This is a genomic window from Actinoallomurus sp. CA-142502 (assembly GCF_050936355.1).
In the GTDB taxonomy this organism is placed as follows: domain Bacteria; phylum Actinomycetota; class Actinomycetes; order Streptosporangiales; family Streptosporangiaceae; genus Actinoallomurus; species Actinoallomurus iriomotensis.
The window spans coordinates 270,607-286,732 of record NZ_JBNJMY010000001.1; the positions used below are offsets into that span (position 1 = coordinate 270,607).

Sequence of the window (16,126 nt, forward strand, 5' to 3'; positions counted from 1 at the left end):
GATCGAGGCTGTCTGCCTCTGTTGCTGTCACCATTGCTGTCATATGGCCGTGCGCTGCACCTACGTCCGCATGGGGGCTTTGCGCGGGCAGCAGCTGACGCACAATGCAGCCGGCCTTTGGTAGCGGCGGGCACCTACAAACCGTCCTGGAACGGCGGCTTCGTTCTGCACCCCAGGGACGTAACGGGTTCAGTGCGCCATCCTGACGCAAAGCGGCTGACCGGTTGCTGCGGGCCTTCGGGGCTCGACGGACCGAACCGCATCTGTTCTGAGTGTGGAGCCGAGCTCGGTATCGAGGAGTCTGACTGCTGGAAGCCGCAGTTCATCGTGACCATCCCCGGCGCGGTCAAGATGAGCACGGCTGGCCCCAACTCGGAGCGGGCCGGGTAGGCCCGGAGTGCTACCCGAAGTACCACCCCCGCCGGGCTTCCACCCCAACCACTGACCCTGCCGGAGGCAGGACTGCATGACCTCCGGCATGCGACGGCGTCACTGCTCAAGAGGCTCGGGGTTCCGCCGAGTGATGCGAAAGAGATCCTCGGCCACGCGGCGACAACGCCGGTCACCGCGAGGGACTCGGAAAGCCAGCCGTTGCCGTCAAAAGCCCTCACCGGATATCCGATGGGGGCTTTGACCATGGTGGGCCTAGGTGGACTTGAACCACCGGCCTCATCCTTATCAGGGATGCGCTCTAACCGACTGAGCTATAGGCCCGTGCAGCTGCTCCCGGTCGGGAAGACCAAGAGGCGACGTCGAGAAACAGTACCCGATCGGCACCCCAAACCGGTAATCGTTTGGTCCTCCCGGCGGTGCGCAGTCGCGACTACTGATCGGCCTCCTTGAGGGTGACCTCGACGCCGCCGACCAGATCGGCGGCCATGTTGTAGATCACCGACCAAACCGTGGCCAGAGCCGTGATGAGGAGGACGTTCAGCGTGCCGATCAGGGCGGTGTAGCCGAGGATTCGTGCCGCCGAGAACCAGCTCGCCGGGTTGAGGCTACCGCTCTTGCCCTGGTCGTTGGAGGTCAGGTCGCGGATCGTGCCGGACAGCGCGTCGAAGACGCCCAGCCACGACAGGATCACGTACAGGACCGCGACGGCGACGAACAGCACCAGGAAGCACACCAGCGACATGATGAAGCTGAACTTCATCACCGACCACGGCTCGAACCGGGCCACCTGGAGGTGCGCCTTCCGCGGTGCCTTGCGGCCGGGCTTGTCCGATTTGCGCAGCGCTCCGGTCAGCTTGCCGGTCCGTGAACCGGCCTCGATCGCCGCGGCGCCGGCGTCAGAGCCGGTGCCCGGACCGCCGCCCGGCATGGCCGCGGACGACAGAGAGCCGCTCGACGAGTACGACGGCGTACCGGCCCCCCTGTCGCTGCCATAACTTCGGGGCGTCGTTGATCCCATGCCCGCGCCCCTACCCGAAGTCGGCAAGGACTCCCCACTTTCCTGCGGTTTCTTCCCGGCGTCGTCCCGACTCGACGGCTCGATCGCCCGCTTGCTCGTGCCCGAACCGTCCTTCTTCGCCCGGTCCGACGCGCCGTCTTTCGGCAGCCCGAACGTCGCCGTCCGGTTGCTCTCATCCTCAGACGCAGAGGAAGACGAGGAGGGGAGGGCGTCGATCACCGTCGCGTCGTTGTCGGTCTCCGGCTCGGGCGGAGTGACGTCGCGTACGGTCTCCTCGTTGTTCTTGCCCGCCTTGTCGATGACCGTCTTCTCCGCCTCGTCCGACGCGGAGCCGTCGGTGTCGTCCTTGGCGTCCGTCCGAACGGTCACCTCGTCGCTCGGCTGCTTGGCGGCGCTCGCCTTCTTGCGCGTGCGGCCGCCCTTGGCATCCGACCCCGTCGAGCGCTGGCCGGGCTTGCCGTCTGCGCCCTTGCCGGCGTTGGCCGTCATATGACCTCCCCGGGAAAGCGACGCATCGCCTGGTGCACGCCCAGGTCACTCACGCGTCGCTCCCTTCCCCGGACCCTGTGTCCGGCTCTGCGTCCGCGTCCTCGATGGACTCTACGTTCCTCGCGATGGCTACGACGCTGTCACCATCGGCGAGGTTCATTAGACGTACCCCCATGGTCGAGCGTCCAGACTGTTTGACACCGGAGGCTCGCGTACGGATTACGCCGCCGCTCGCGGTGATGGCATAGACCTCATCGTCAGGCCTGACCATGAGAGCGCCCACCAACCGGCCGCGGGTTTCAACGATCTTAGCGGTCAGAACGCCCTTACCCCCACGACCATGGAGGGGGTACTGGTCCGCGGGGGTGCGCTTGGCGTACCCGCCCTCCGTCGCGACCAGCACATCCTCGCCCTCGCGGACGACGTGCATGTCGAGAACTTCCTGGCCGTCGTCGAAACGCATGCCGATCACACCCGCGGTGGCCCGGCCCATGGGCCGCAGCACGTCGTCGCGGGCGGGGAAGCGGATGGCCTGGGCGCCGCTGCTGACCATGAGCAGGTCTTCCTCGGGGAAGACCAGCCGCGCGGCGATCACCTCGTCGCCCTCTTCGAGGTTGATCGCGATCAGACCGGCCGAACGCGGCGAGTCGTACGCCGACAGGGAGGTCTTCTTGACCCGGCCCTGCTTGGTGCCCAGGACGAGGTACGGCGCGACGCCGTAGTCGCGCAGGTCCATGACCTCGGCGATCTGCTCGTCCGGCTGGAACGCCAGGAGGTTCGCGACGTGCTGGCCGCGCCCGTCGCGGCCGGCCTCGGGCAGTTCGTACGCCTTCGCCCGGTAGACGCGGCCCTTGTTCGTGAAGAACAGGATCCAGTGGTGCGTCGTGGTGACGAAGAAGTGGTCGACGATGTCGTCCTGCTTGAGCTGCGCCCCGCGTACGCCCTTACCGCCGCGCTTCTGCTCCCGGTAAAGGTCGGTCTTGGTGCGCTTGGCGTATCCGCCGCGGGTGATCGTGACGACGACGTCCTCTTCGGCGATGAGGTCCTCCATGGACACGTCGCCGTCGAAGGGGATGATCTGCGTACGGCGCTCGTCGCCGAACTTGTCCACGATCGCGCCGAGCTCCTCGCCGACGATCGTGCGCTGCCGCTCGGGCGAGGCGAGGATGTCGTTGTAGTCCGCGATCTCCGCCATGAGCTTGTCGTACTCGTCGGTGATCTGCTGACGCTCCAGGGCGGCCAGCTTGCGGAGCTGCATGTCGAGGATGGCCTGCGCCTGGATCTCGTCGATTTCCAGGAGCTGCATCAGGCCGGTCTGGGCCTCGGCCGCCGACGGCGACCGGCGGATCAACGCGATGACCTCGTCGATGCGATCGAGCGCCTTGAGCAGCCCGCGCAGGATGTGGGCGCGTTCTTCGGCCTTGCGCAGCAGGAACCGGGTGCGCCGGACGATGACGTCGATCTGGTGGGCGACCCAGTAGCGGACGAACTGGTCGAGGCGCAGCGTGCGCGGCACCCCGTCGACCAGCGCGAGCATGTTCGCGCCGAAGGTCTCCTGGAGCTGCGTGTGCTTGTAGAGGTTGTTGAGGACGACCTTGGCGACCGCGTCGCGCTTGAGCACGATCACGAGCCGCTGGCCCGTACGGCCCGAGGTCTCGTCGCGGACGTCGGCGACCCCGGTGATCTTGCCTTCCTTGACCTGCTCGGCGATCTTGAGAGCGAGGTTGTCGGGGTTGACCTGGTAGGGGAGTTCGCTGACGACCAGGCAGGTGCGGCCCTGGATCTCCTCCACCTCGACGACGGCCCGCATGGTGATCAGGCCGCGGCCCGTGCGGTAGGCCTCCTCGATGCCCCGGCGGCCGACGATCAGGCCGTAGGTGGGGAAGTCGGGGCCCTTGATGCGCTCGATCAGCGCGTCGAGCAGCTCCTCGTCGGAGGACTCGTAGTTCTCCAGGTACCACTGGACGCCGGCGGCCACCTCGCGCAGGTTGTGCGGCGGGATGTTGGTCGCCATGCCGACCGCGATGCCGGCCGAGCCGTTGACCAGCAGGTTGGGGAAGCGACTCGGCAGGACCTCGGGCTCCTGCGAGCGACCGTCGTAGTTCGGCGAGAAGTCGACGGTCTCCTTCTCGATGTCGCGCAGCATCTCCATGGCCAGCGGCGCCATGCGGCACTCGGTGTACCGCATGGCCGCGGCCGGGTCGTTGCCCGGAGAGCCGAAGTTGCCGTTGCCGTCGACCAGCGGGTAGCGCAGCGCCCAGGGCTGGGCCAGCCGCACGAGCGCGTCGTAGATCGCGCTGTCGCCGTGCGGGTGGTAGTTACCCATGACGTCACCGACGACGCGGGCGCACTTGAAGTAGCCGCGGTCGGGGCGGTAGCCGCCGTCGTACATGGCGTACAGCACGCGGCGGTGCACCGGCTTGAGGCCGTCGCGGACCTCGGGCAGCGCGCGGGACACGATGACCGACATCGCGTAGTCGAGGTAGCTGCGCTGCATCTCGACCTGGATGTCGACCGGTTCTACCCGATCCTGTGGACCGTCGGGCGGCAGCGTAACGTCCGTCACGAAAGACCTCTTCCAGCTTGTGGCGTACGGGGCGCGGGCGAACCCGCGCCGCCGTCAGATGTCGAGGAAGCGCACGTCCTTGGCGTTGCGCTGGATGAACGAGCGCCGGGCCTCGACGTCTTCACCCATGAGCACGGTGAAGAGCTCGTCGGCCTGGGCGGCGTCGTCGAGGGTGACCTGCAGCAGGATGCGGTTCTCCGGGTCCATGGTGGTGTCCCACAGCTCCGTGGCGTTCATCTCGCCGAGACCCTTGAAGCGCTGGACGCCGTCGCGAGGGCGCGGGTCGCGCTTGCCCGCCGCGATGCCCCGCTCGATCACTGCGTCACGCTCGCGGTCGGAGTAGGCGTAGTCGGAGTCCTGACCGCGGGCGTCCCACTTGATCTTGTAGAGCGGCGGCTGGGCGAGGTAGACGTGGCCGGCCTCGACCAGGGGCTTCATGAAGCGGAACAGCAGGGTCAGCAGCAGCGTGCGGATGTGCTGGCCGTCGACGTCGGCGTCGGCCATCAGGATGATCTTGTGATACCGCAGCTTCTCGATGTCGAACTCGTCGTGGATGCCGGTGCCCAGGGCGGTGATCATCGCCTGGACCTCGTTGTTCTTCAGGACCCGGTCGATGCGGGCCTTCTCCACGTTGAGGATCTTGCCGCGGATCGGGAGGATCGCCTGGTACTGCGGGTTGCGGCCGCCCTTGGCCGAGCCGCCCGCCGAGTCGCCCTCCACGACGTAGATCTCGCACTTGCCCGGGTCGGTCGACTGGCAGTCCGACAGCTTGCCGGGCAGCGAGGTCGACTCCAGCAGGCTCTTGCGGCGGGTCAGGTCGCGGGCCTGACGGGCGGCGATGCGCGCGCGTGCCGCCTGCGTGGCCTTGTTGATGACCTCTTTGGCCTCGCCGGGGTTGGCGTCGAGCCAGCCGCGCAGGTTCTCGTACATCGCGCGCTGGACGAACGACTTGGCCTCGGTGTTGCCGAGCTTGGTCTTGGTCTGGCCCTCGAACTGCGGGTCGGCCAGCTTGATCGAGATGATCGCGGTCAGACCCTCGCGTACGTCCTCACCGGCGAGGTTGTCGTCCTTGCCCTCACGCAGGAGCTTCTGCTCGCGCGCGTACTTGTTGACGACGGTCGTCAGCGCGGCGCGGAAGCCCTCTTCGTGGGTGCCGCCCTCCGCCGTGTTGATCGTGTTGGCGAAGGTGTGGACGGACTCGGAGTAGGACCCGCTCCACTGCATGGCGACCTCGACCGACATGCCGTCGGTCTCGTCGCTGAAGGCGATCACCGACTGGTGGACGGCTTCCTTCTTGGCGTTGAGGTAGCGGACGAAGTCCTCGATGCCGCCCTCGTAGTGATACGTGACGGTCTTGGGCTCGCCGTTGATGTGCTCGGGCCGCTCGTCGGTCAGCGTGATCGACAGCCCCCGGTTGAGGAAGGCCATCTCCTGCATGCGCCGGCTGAGGGTCTCGAAGTTCCATTCGAGCGTCTCGAAGATCGACCCGTCGGGCCAGAAGGTGATGATGGTGCCGGTCTCGTCGGTCGCCTCGCCCTTGGCCAGCGGACCCTCGGCACCCTGCCAGGTGTAGGACTGACGCCACACGTGGCCGTCGACCCGCACCTCGGCCTCCAGCCGGGTGGACAGTGCGTTCACCACCGCGGAGCCGACACCGTGCAGGCCGCCGGAGACGGCGTAGGACTTGCTGTCGAACTTGCCGCCCGCGTGCAGTGTCGTGAGGACGAGTTCGATCGCCGGCCGCTTCTCGACGGGATGCTCGCCCACGGGGATGCCACGGCCGTTGTCCGTCACGCGGACACCACCGTCGGCGAGCAGTGTCACCGTGATCGCGTCGGCGTATCCGGCGAGAGCCTCGTCGACCGAATTGTCAACGATCTCGTAGACGAGGTGGTGCAGACCACGTTCGCCGGTGGAACCGATGTACATCCCGGGGCGCTTACGGACCGCCTCCAGGCCTTCTAGGACAGTGATCGAGCTAGCGTCGTACGCCAAGTGGAGATCCTCCTGCCGGAGGACACTCGCCGCGCAGCTCCCCGTACAACAAGCGGGGCGCCCGATCCACGGGCGGCCCGCAACGGCGATCGTGTCCTGTATCCGCTCCTATTCTATCCAGACCAGCCCCCTGTCTGGGCCATGAAGAGCGTTGTAAGCGCGTGTGAGCCTCGAAACCGGCCCCTAGGGAATCCCCCTATTGGGTCTGGGGGGTCGCGCGGCGTACGGACGGCGAAATCGTGTCGAGCTTCCGGCTTCCGCGCCGCTGTCAAGTGGTACGCACAAGCTGTGGAAAACTCGTCAAGGAACGGCGCTCCGGGCACTCGGGCCCGACCGGCCCAAGGCTCGTTCAGGGGCGCGGGCGGCGTCCGCCGGTCACGCGCAGTCGCCCTCCGCCGCGCTGCCCGCCCGACGGGCCCACGACCTTGACCCGCTGAACGGTGCCGTGGCCCAGGTCCTCGTTGAGGCGCTTGACGAGGTTGGCCGCGAGGAGCCGCACCTGGGTGGCCCAGTTGGCCGAGTCGGCGGCGATCACCAGGACGCCGTCCTCGAACGTCTCAGGCTTGGTGTGTTCGGCCAGCTCGGGACCGACGATCTGCGGCCAGCGGCCGAAGACGCCGCCGACGGCCGCGCGCTCCTGCCAGCCGCGGGCGGCCAGGAGTTCGCGGATCGCGGGCCCGAACGCCGTCGGGTCGCCGCCGCGGCCGGGCTCACGCACCGGCCGGCGCCGCTTCTTCCGCGTCTGCCCCGGCAACGCCCCGCGCTCGCGGGCGTCCGCCTTGGCCTGGGCCAAGGCTTCACGGGCAAGCTCGATACCCGACTTTTCCACAGGCTGTGGATCGCTCGGCTCATCGGACACGGGTGACCTCCCCCTCGGCGACGTCGTAGGCCGCGCCGGTCAGCCGCTCAGGCACGTCGGCGGGCACGGCCGCGGTGATCAGCACCTGCTCGGCGGGCGCGACCAGCTCCGCCAGGCGCTCACGGCGCCCGGTGTCCAGCTCGGCGAACACGTCGTCGAGGATCAGCACCGGGTCGTCGCCGTCCGCGCGGAGCAGCTCGAACGCGGCCAGCCGCAGCGCCAGCGCGAACGACCAGGACTCCCCGTGGCTCGCGTATCCACGGGCCGGCAGGTCACCGAGCTTCAGCAGCAGCTCGTCGCGGTGCGGGCCGACGAGGCTCACCCCGCGCTCCAGCTCGTTGCGCCGCGCCTCCGCCATCGCGGCCAGCAGCTTTTCCCCCAGCTCGGCGCGGTCTGTGGACAACTCCTCGCCGGCCGAGGCGCGGTACTCCAGGTCCGCGACGCCGCCCGGCGCGAGCGCGCCGTACGCCTTGGCCACCAGCGGGCGCAGGGCGGCCACCAGGTCCAGGCGTGCGCCGAGCAGCTCCGCGCCCGTACGCGCCAGATGGGTGTCCCACACGTCCAGCGTGCTGATGACCTCCGGGCCGGGCGCCCGCCGGTGCTGGGCGGCCGACTTCAACAGGGCGTTGCGCTGCTTGAGGACACGGTCGTAGTCGGAGCGCACGCCGGCGAACCTGGGCGCGCGCACGGTCAGCAGCTCGTCCATGAACCGGCGCCGGTCGCCCGGGTCGCCCTTGACCAGCACGAGGTCCTCGGGGGCGAACAGCACGGTCCGCAGCATCCCCAGCACCTCGCGGGGCCGCTGCACCGGCGAGCGGTTCAGCCGGGCGCGGTTCGCGCGGCCCGGGTTGATCTCCAGTTCGATCAGCGCGCGTCGCTCGTCGCGGACCACCCCGGCCCGTACGATCGCCCGTGGCGCGCCCTGCCGGACCAGCGGCGCATCGGTGGACACCCGGTGGCTGCCGTGCAACGCGACATAGCCGACGGCCTCGACGAGGTTGGTCTTGCCGTGGCCGTTCGGCCCGATGAACGCGCTGATCCCCGGATCCAGGGCGATCTCGGCGGACTCATAGGACCGGAAGTCCCGCAGCGTCAGATGGGCGACGTACACCCAGACGAGAGTAGGGCCTGCGCGCCGCGCTCGCCGCACCGACGCGTTGTCCCCAGGCTGTGCACAACCCCGGCCGGTCTGTGGAAACGACGACGCGGGCGGCCGCCCGCTGTGGGGGACCGCCCGCGTCGTGTGTGAATCATGTGTGGATCAGGCCGGCGGGTCGACGTCGGCGCCGGGCGAATCGGCGCCCTTGGCCGTCTCCACCGCGTGGCCGCCGAACTGGTTGCGCAGCGCCGCGACCATCTTCATGGCCGGCGACTCGTCCTGCCGGGAGGCGAAGCGCGCGAAGAGCGCGGCCGTGATCACCGGCAGCGGTACGGCGTGGTCGATCGCCGCCTGCACCGTCCACCGTCCCTCGCCGGAGTCCTGTGCATAACCCTTGAGCTTGTGCAGTTCCGGGTCGTCCGCCAGCGCCCGGTCGGCCAGGTCGAGCAGCCACGAGCGGATGACGGTGCCCTCACGCCAGCTGTTGAAGGTCGCGGGCACGTTCTTGACCAGGTCGGTGGCCTCGAGCAGCTCCCAGCCCTCGGCGTAGGCCTGCATCATGCCGTACTCGATGCCGTTGTGGACCATCTTGGCGAAGTGGCCGGCGCCGACCTCGCCGGCGTGCACGAAGCCGAAGTCGCCTTCGGGCTTGAGCGCCTCGAAGACCGGCATGAGGCGCTTCACGTTCTCCTCGGAGCCGCCGACCATCAGCGCGTAGCCGTTCTTCAGGCCCCAGACGCCACCGCTGACGCCGACGTCCACGAAGCCGATGCCCTTCTGGTCGAGCAGCTTCGCGTGCTCCTGGTCGTCGACGTAGTGGGAGTTGCCCCCGTCGACGACCAGGTCACCGGGCTCGAGGACATCCGCGAGGCTCTCCACGGTCGCCCGGGTGGCCTCACCGGCCGGGACCATCACCCACACCGCACGTGGCGCGCTGAGCCGGTCGGCGAGCTCCTGGAGCGAGCCGACGTCACTGACCTTCGGATCGCGGTCGTAACCGACGACCGTGTGGCCGGCCCGACGCAGGCGCTCGGCCATGTTGCCGCCCATGCGGCCAAGGCCGATCATCCCCAGTTCCATGTGAGTTCTCCTCAGAAGGGATCCCCTGTCCCCTATGAGCGTAGTGAACCTGTGGATCAGCTCGACAGGCGGATCGGCATGATCAGGTAACGGTAGTCCGGATCGGCGTCGTCGGTCGGTTTGCCGGTCATGACGGCCGGCTTGGTCGACGTGGTCATGGACAGGCGCGCGACGTCGGAGCCGATCGCGCTGAGCCCGTCGAGCAGGAAGTGCGGGTTGAAGGCGACGTCGATGTCCTGGCCCTCCAGCGAGGCACCGAGAACTTCCACAGCCTGTGCATCGTCGCCGCTGCCCGCCTCCAGCACCACCTCGCCCTGCCGGAACGACAGGCGCACGGGGGTGTTCTTCTCGGCGACGAGACCGACGCGCTTGACCGCCTCGGCGAACGGGCCGGTCTCCACCTCCGCGACCGAAGAGGTCTCCTTCGGCCACAGCGACTGGTACTTGACGAACTCCGCGTCGAGGAGCCGCGTGGTCGTACGGCGGCCGCCGCCGTCGAAGCCGATCATGCCTTCGCCGCTGCCGCCGGAGGCGAGGGCGATCGACACCTCGGCGCCGGAGGTCAGGGACTTGGCGGTGTCCGACAGCGTCTTGGCGGGCACCAGGGCGACGGCGGAGATGTCGGGCTGCTCGGGCTTCCACCGGAACTGGCGGACCGCGAGCCGGTAGCGGTCGGTGGAGGCGAGCGTGACGGTCTCACCCTCGATCTCCACCCGCACGCCGGTGAGCATCGGCAGCGTGTCGTCGCGGCCCGCGGCGATGGCCACCTGGGACACCGCGGCGGCGAACTCGTCGCTGCCGACCGTGCCGGCCGCGGGCGGCATCGCCGGGAGGCTCGGGTAGTCCTCCACAGGCATGGTCAGCAGTGTGAACTTCGCCGTGCCGCACTTGAGCGTCACCTTGGCCCCGTCGGTGGTGATCTCGACCGGGTGCGCGGGCAGGCTGCGGGAGATCTCGGCGAGGAGCCGGCCCGACACCAGGGCGGTGCCCGGCTCGTCCGCGTCGATGTCCATCGTCATCTGGGCGGAGACCTCGTAGTCGAACGAGGACAGCTTGAGCGTCTCCCCGGCCTCGATGAGCATGCCGGCGAGCACCGGGACGGGAGGGCGGACCGGCAGTGTGCGCGCGGTCCAGGCAACGGCGTCGGCGAGGACGTCCCTGTCGATGCGGAATTTCACTTTGGACCGTCTCCTGAGGTTTTGATCACCTGGGGTCGTGGGAACAGATGAGACCGTACGGGGCTCACCCAATCGTGGCCCCGAGCGAGCCCCTAGTTCTTGTCTTTCTCTTCAGTAGATAGAACAACAGTCACAGTCTTAGGGGCCGTGGATACTGGGGAAAACCCTCGTCTTCGCAGGTCATCCCCCAAGTTTCTATCCACCGGCGCTGTGCATCGAGCCTGTGTACTCCGTGGATGCCTGAGGACAGTCGCGAAGCGTCCCCATCTCATCCACGGACGGTCCACCGTTCATCCCCATCTCATCCACCGGATCGGCCCCGCCGTCCACATGGTTGTCCACCGGATTGATCCACAGAGTTTTCCCCACCCTGTGTAATCCACCGTCTCTGGATAACCGGTGTGGAGACCCTGTGGACGTCTGTGGACCGCTGGGGACAACTCACGCCCCGCCGTTGCGCGCCTGCTGCTTGATGCGGTTCGTCAGCTCGGTGACCTGGTTGTAGATCGGGCGCTTCTCCGCCATCAGCTTGCGGATCTTCTTCTCCGCGTGCATGACGGTCGTGTGGTCGCGTCCCCCGAACTGCTGGCCGATCTTGGGCAGCGACAGCTCGGTCAGCTCACGGCACAGGTACATCGCGATCTGCCGGGCGGTCACCAGCACGCGCGAGCGCGACGGGCCGCACAGCTGTTCCATGTCGATGCCGAAGTACGTCGCGGTCTGCGCCATGATCGTCGCCGCGGTGATCTCCGGGCCGGTGTCGTTGGGGATGAGGTCCTTCAGCACGATCTCGGCGAGCTGGAGGTCCACCGACTGCCGGTTGAGGCTCGCGAACGCGCTGACCCGGATCAGCGCCCCCTCCAGCTCACGGATGTTGGTGGAGATCTTCGAGGCGATGTACTCCAGCACCTCGGGCGGCGCGACCAGGCCCTCCTGCACGGCCTTCTTGCGCAGGATCGCGATGCGCGTCTCCAGCTCCGGCGGCTGCACGTCGGTGATCAGACCCCACTCGAACCGGTTACGCAGCCGGTCCTCCAGCGTCACGAGCTGCTTGGGCGCGCGGTCGCTGGAGATCACGATCTGCTTGTTGGCGTTGTGAAGGGTGTTGAAGGTGTGGAAGAACTCCTCCTGCGTCTGCTCCTTGTTCTCCAGGAACTGGATGTCGTCGACCAGGAGGATGTCCATGTCGCGGTAGCGCCGGCGGAAGTTGTCGGCCTTGCCGTCGCGGATCGCGTTGATGAAGTCGTTGGTGAACTCCTCCGAGCTCACGTAACGCACCCGCGCGCCGTTGAACAGGCTCTGCGCGTAGTGGCCGATGGCGTGCAGCATGTGCGTCTTGCCCAGGCCGGAGTCGCCGTAGATGAACAGCGGGTTGTACGCCTTGGCCGGAGCCTCGGCCACCGCGACGGCGGCCGCGTGCGCGAACCGGTTGGACGAGCCGATCACGAACGTGTCGAAGGTGTACTTGGGGTTGAGCCGCGCGTGCTCGCCGGTGCCCTTGCTCTCCGCCGGCGCCGCGGAGGGGCGCGGCTGCCAGCCGCCGCCGGGAGCCGACCCGGGGGTGGGGACGAACGGGTCGCGCTGCGGGCCCTTCGGCTCGGCGGGATTCTGCGCCGGGGGCTGCTGGTCCTGGCGGTAGGGGGCGCCGTAGTCCTGGCCGTTCCTGGAGGAACTCCCGCCGTAGTCCTGTCCGTACTCCTGCCCGTATTCCTGGGCGTTTCCGGAGCCGCCCGTGTAGTCCCGGCCGCCCTCGGGGCCTCCGCCGTAACGGCCCAGGTAGCGGTCGGCGTACTCGCCGTAGTGCTCCGGGGTGTACGGGCGCGGGTCGGCGGCGGGGCCGCGCAGCGTCTGGCCGGAGTACCCCGGCGACTCGGGGGCGTACGGCCGCGGCTGCTCGTGGTCGGACTCGGGCTCGGCGGGCAGCGGCCGGTCGACCGGCGGCGGCTGGTCGGGCTGCACCGTGACGGCGACCCGGATGTCGCGGCCGAGCTGGTTCGACAGCACCTGGGTGATCAGTGGCCGCAGGCGGTTCTCCAGCACGTCCTTGGCGAAGTCATTGGGGGTCGCCAGCAGAGCGGTGTCCTCGACCAGGGCAAGCGGCCGCGTCATGGCCAGCCACGCCCGGTGCTGAGGCGGGAGATCACCCGGAAGGGCCTCGAGCGCCCTGGTCCACACCAGGGCAAGATCCAGACCGTCCATCCTTTGTTCTCCCCTCCCTTGTCAGGTGTGCGGCGACACGTCATTTCCCCGGCGTACCGCGAGCACCTGCAGTGGACCACTCTCTCATGCGTCATCCACAGGGTTGTCCACAAGTTGTGCACGGGGCAGGGGAACGCGGTGGATAACTCTCGCCGGTTTGACCGGGAGGCAGGCCAGACCGTAACGTACGACGGTCGAGTCGCATCGACGGCGGTGCTGCACGCCCGCAGGTCGCCGACTCCCGCAGGCGGGGTCTATGCGCCCGTGATGCGACCTAACCAACGTTGACCGCAGCACCCCTCTGGAGTCTCGAGTGAGCAAGCGTACTTACCAGCCGAACAACCGTCGCCGGCACAAGAAGCACGGCTTCCGGCTCCGCATGCGCACCAGGGCGGGGCGCGCGATCCTTTCCTCGCGCCGTCGCAAGGGGCGCGCCCGCGTCGCGGTCTGACCAGCGGTAGTCATGCTGCCGTCCGGAAACCGGATGCGGCGGCGAGAAGAGTTCACTTTGGCCGTCCGGCGCGGTGATCGTGCCGGGCGGCCGCGTCTGGTCCTGCATCTGCGACACCGCGACGACGTCGACGAGCCGGTACGGGTCGGTTTCACCGTCGGCCGGCCGGTCGGCGACGCGGTGACCCGCAACAAGGTGCGCCGCAGGCTCCGGCATATCGTGCGGGAGCGCCTCTACCGGCTGCCAGCGGGTAGCCTGCTTGTGGTGCGCGCCAATCCGAAGGCGGCGACCGCACGAAACGACGAACTCGCCGCGGATGTCGACGCGGCACTCGACCGGCTCCTTCGGCGAGAGGTCAAGAGGCGGAGATGACAGCGAAGCCGACGCCCGTCGCCCGGGCATTGATGCTGCCGATCGTCTTCTACCGTCGATTCATAAGCCCCCTCTTCGGGCCCGTCTGCCGCTTCCAACCCAGCTGCAGCACATACGCACTCGTCGCGTTGCGACGGCACGGCGCGCTGCGCGGTGGGTGGCTGGCCGTACGCCGCCTCGCCCGCTGCCACCCGTTCAACCCCGGCGGATACGACCCCGTGCCGCCGCGCAAGGGCGAGGTACCCCCTGACCTCACGCCGCAGAGCGGCACCGTAATCGGAGAGCACTAGGAGCCAGTCGGTGAGTTTCAGCTTCCTCGATCCGCTGTTCGAGGCGGTCGCGTGGGTCATCATCCAGATCCACGCCGGCCTCAGCTTGATCTTCCCCGCGGACAGCGGCTGGGCGTGGGGTCTGTCGATTTTCCTCCTGACGGTCCTCATGCGGCTCATCATCTTCCCGCTGTTCGTGAAGCAGATTCACGCGTCGCGGAAGATGCAGGAGCTGAACCCCCAGGTTCAGGCGCTGCGCAAGAAGTACAAGAAGGACAAGCAGCGCCTCAACCAGGAGATGATGAAGCTCTACCAGGAGGCGGGCGCCAACCCGCTCTCCGGGTGCCTGCCGCTGGTCGTGCAGTTCCCCATCTTCATCTCGCTGTACAACGTGCTGCGGGCCATCTCGACCACCAAGCCGGGCCAGTCCAAGTACGGCATGTCGGCGGACCTGATCCAGAGCGCCCAGCACGCGCACATCTTCAGCGCCTCCATCCCCACGACGTTCGTCGAGTCGTTCCACGACAAGCACGTCGGCGCGATGATCGTGACGCTGCTGGCGGTCGTGATCAGCTCCACCACGACGTTCTTCACGATGAGGTCGAGCGTCGGCCGTTCGATGCAGTCGATGACGGCCGACAACCCGATGATGCAGTCCCAGAAGTTCCTGGTGTACCTCTCGCCGCTGTTCGGCCTCTTCGGCCTGACGCTGCCGCTCGGTGTGCTGATCTACTGGGTGACCACCAACTCCTGGACGCTGGCCCAGTCGCACTACGTCTACAAGAAGTACCCGATGGCCACGGCGGAGGGACAGGCCGGAGCCGACGCCAAGGCCAGCACGGCCAAGACGGGTACCACCAAGACGGGCGCGCGTACCGGCACCGCCAAGGCGGGTGCGGCCAAGACCGGCGCGAAGGCGGGTGTGCGGGCCGGCACCTCCGTGGCCGGTGGCAAGACCAGGAAGAAGGCGGATGCCGAACCGGAGCCGGAGGACACGCCTCCGGGTCCGAAGGTCGTGCGACAACAGCCGACACGGCAGACCCGCAGCAAGAGGAAGCGATAGCGTGACTTCTCAGTCCAGTCCGAGTACCCACGAGGAGCCCGGTGTGAGCCAAGCCGAAGCCGAGACCGCCGAGGCCGAGACGGTCGACGTCCAGGCGCTTGAGCAGGAAGGCGAGATCGCGGCCGACTACATCGAGGGCCTCCTGGACATCGCGGACCTCGACGGCGACATCGACATGGACGTCGAGGGCGAGCGCGCGATGGTGTCCGTCGTCGGCGCCACCCTCGATGAGCTCGTCGGCAAGAACGGCGAGGTGCTGGAGGCGCTGCAGGAGCTCACCCGCCTGGCGGTCCACCGCCGTACGGGCGAGCGCAGCCGGCTGATGCTCGACGTGGGCGGCTTCCGCGAGCGGCGCCGCGCCGAGCTGACCAAGCTGGGCCGTGAGACGGCCGATGAGGTCAAGCGCACCGGCGAGCCCAAGCCGCTGGCGCCGATGACCCCGTTCGAGCGCAAGGTCGTGCACGACGCCGTCGCCGCGGCCGGGCTGCGCAGCGAGTCAGAGGGTGAGGAGCCCAACCGCTACGTCGTGGTCCACGTGGAGTAGCCGGGCACCAACGAACAACGACGGTCCCGTCACAGTCGACTGTGACGGGACCGTCTTTTTGTGGTCGTCACCGGATGTCCCGGCGCTCGTGGACGGTCCGGCGTACCTGAGCGTGGCCCGCACCGTCGACCGGCTCGACCACGGTCGGCTCCTCCTCGGGGCCCCTCATGTACGCCCCGGGCTGGGGCTCGCCGTCGATGACGTCGACGTCCCGCACCACCGCGGCGCGGCGCCGGGCGCGCGGCCGCGTGTAGGCGAGCGTGATGACCAGCATCGCGATGCCCACGAAAATGAGGATCCAGCCGATCATCTGGACGTCGATTCCGCTGACGTGGAAGTGGGTGGCGAACGCGAGGATCGCACCAAGTGCGATCAGCACCAACGCCGAACCGATACCCATGGTCGCTACCTCTCCTTCGACGGAACATCCACCGAAGGGGTACCCACCGCTCGTGGGATATGCGTGTCGCGGCGTTTTTTCCCACACGTACGTCCACGCTGGTCGGAGGCGTCGAATCCGGGGCGTTGCCGGGTCGGCGTTCGCGAGGCCG

General features: G+C 68.3%; 14 protein-coding genes and 1 tRNA gene. 5 read left to right on the forward strand and 10 right to left on the reverse strand.

Going from position 1 to position 16,126, the window contains the following annotated elements; genetic code table 11:
* Positions 1-637 precede the first annotated feature (637 nt).
* The 9 genes from ACQEV1_RS01620 to dnaA form a co-directional block, all read right to left on the reverse strand.
* Positions 638-714, reverse strand: a tRNA-Ile gene (locus tag ACQEV1_RS01620).
* 109 nt (positions 715-823) lie between these two features.
* Entirely contained in the window at positions 824-1,900 is a 1,077-nt protein-coding gene (locus ACQEV1_RS01625; RefSeq protein ID WP_285628981.1) for a DUF3566 domain-containing protein, read from the reverse strand.
* Between the two features lie 49 nt (positions 1,901-1,949).
* Positions 1,950-4,466 carry a DNA gyrase subunit A gene (gyrA, locus tag ACQEV1_RS01630; protein WP_285628978.1) on the reverse strand — a complete coding sequence of 839 codons (2,517 nt, stop codon included), beginning with the start codon at positions 4,464-4,466 and terminating at the stop codon, positions 1,950-1,952.
* Between the two features lie 54 nt (positions 4,467-4,520).
* Entirely contained in the window at positions 4,521-6,422 is a 1,902-nt protein-coding gene (gene gyrB, locus ACQEV1_RS01635; RefSeq protein WP_433405824.1) for a DNA topoisomerase (ATP-hydrolyzing) subunit B, read from the reverse strand.
* Positions 6,423-6,810: 388 nt separating this feature from the next.
* Positions 6,811-7,290 carry a DUF721 domain-containing protein gene (locus tag ACQEV1_RS01640; protein WP_285628973.1) on the reverse strand — a complete coding sequence of 160 codons (480 nt, stop codon included), beginning with the start codon at positions 7,288-7,290 and terminating at the stop codon, positions 6,811-6,813.
* A gap of 19 nt (positions 7,291-7,309) precedes the next feature.
* Positions 7,310-8,431: a DNA replication/repair protein RecF gene (recF, locus tag ACQEV1_RS01645; RefSeq protein WP_285577327.1), complete on the reverse strand. Its 1,122-nt coding sequence runs from the start codon at positions 8,429-8,431 to the stop codon at positions 7,310-7,312.
* 150 nt (positions 8,432-8,581) lie between these two features.
* The gene (gene gnd / locus ACQEV1_RS01650; RefSeq protein ID WP_285628970.1) at positions 8,582-9,499 is read right to left on the reverse strand and encodes a phosphogluconate dehydrogenase (NAD(+)-dependent, decarboxylating); all 918 of its coding nucleotides are present in this window, start codon (positions 9,497-9,499) and stop codon (positions 8,582-8,584) included.
* A 56-nt stretch (positions 9,500-9,555) separates the two neighbouring features.
* A complete protein-coding gene (dnaN, locus tag ACQEV1_RS01655; protein ID WP_285628967.1) occupies positions 9,556-10,677 on the reverse strand; it encodes a DNA polymerase III subunit beta in 1,122 nt (373 codons plus the stop codon).
* A gap of 441 nt (positions 10,678-11,118) precedes the next feature.
* Positions 11,119-12,876: a chromosomal replication initiator protein DnaA gene (gene dnaA, locus ACQEV1_RS01660; RefSeq protein ID WP_433390349.1), complete on the reverse strand. Its 1,758-nt coding sequence runs from the start codon at positions 12,874-12,876 to the stop codon at positions 11,119-11,121.
* 313 nt (positions 12,877-13,189) lie between these two features.
* Here dnaA and rpmH point away from each other — a divergent pair, with 313 nt between their 5' ends.
* From rpmH to ACQEV1_RS01685, 5 genes are read left to right on the forward strand one after another with little or no spacing between them, the layout of a single operon-like run.
* Complete coding sequence (rpmH, locus tag ACQEV1_RS01665) at positions 13,190-13,327, forward strand: 50S ribosomal protein L34 (protein WP_285577321.1); 138 nt, start codon at positions 13,190-13,192, stop codon at positions 13,325-13,327.
* A gap of 12 nt (positions 13,328-13,339) precedes the next feature.
* Positions 13,340-13,699: a ribonuclease P protein component gene (gene rnpA, locus ACQEV1_RS01670; protein ID WP_285577320.1), complete on the forward strand. Its 360-nt coding sequence runs from the start codon at positions 13,340-13,342 to the stop codon at positions 13,697-13,699.
* Entirely contained in the window at positions 13,696-13,989 is a 294-nt protein-coding gene (gene yidD, locus ACQEV1_RS01675; RefSeq protein ID WP_285577318.1) for a membrane protein insertion efficiency factor YidD, read from the forward strand. The genes rnpA and yidD overlap by 4 nt, the downstream gene beginning before the upstream one ends.
* A gap of 10 nt (positions 13,990-13,999) precedes the next feature.
* The gene (yidC, locus tag ACQEV1_RS01680) at positions 14,000-15,031 is read left to right on the forward strand and encodes a membrane protein insertase YidC (protein WP_433390354.1); all 1,032 of its coding nucleotides are present in this window, start codon (positions 14,000-14,002) and stop codon (positions 15,029-15,031) included.
* 43 nt (positions 15,032-15,074) lie between these two features.
* Positions 15,075-15,575 (forward strand): protein jag, encoded by a 501-nt coding sequence (locus tag ACQEV1_RS01685; protein ID WP_285577315.1) that lies wholly within the window; start codon positions 15,075-15,077, stop codon positions 15,573-15,575.
* A gap of 67 nt (positions 15,576-15,642) precedes the next feature.
* Here ACQEV1_RS01685 and ACQEV1_RS01690 read toward each other — a convergent pair whose 3' ends face one another.
* Entirely contained in the window at positions 15,643-15,975 is a 333-nt protein-coding gene (locus ACQEV1_RS01690) for a DUF6458 family protein (protein WP_285628959.1), read from the reverse strand.
* Positions 15,976-16,126 lie beyond the last annotated feature (151 nt).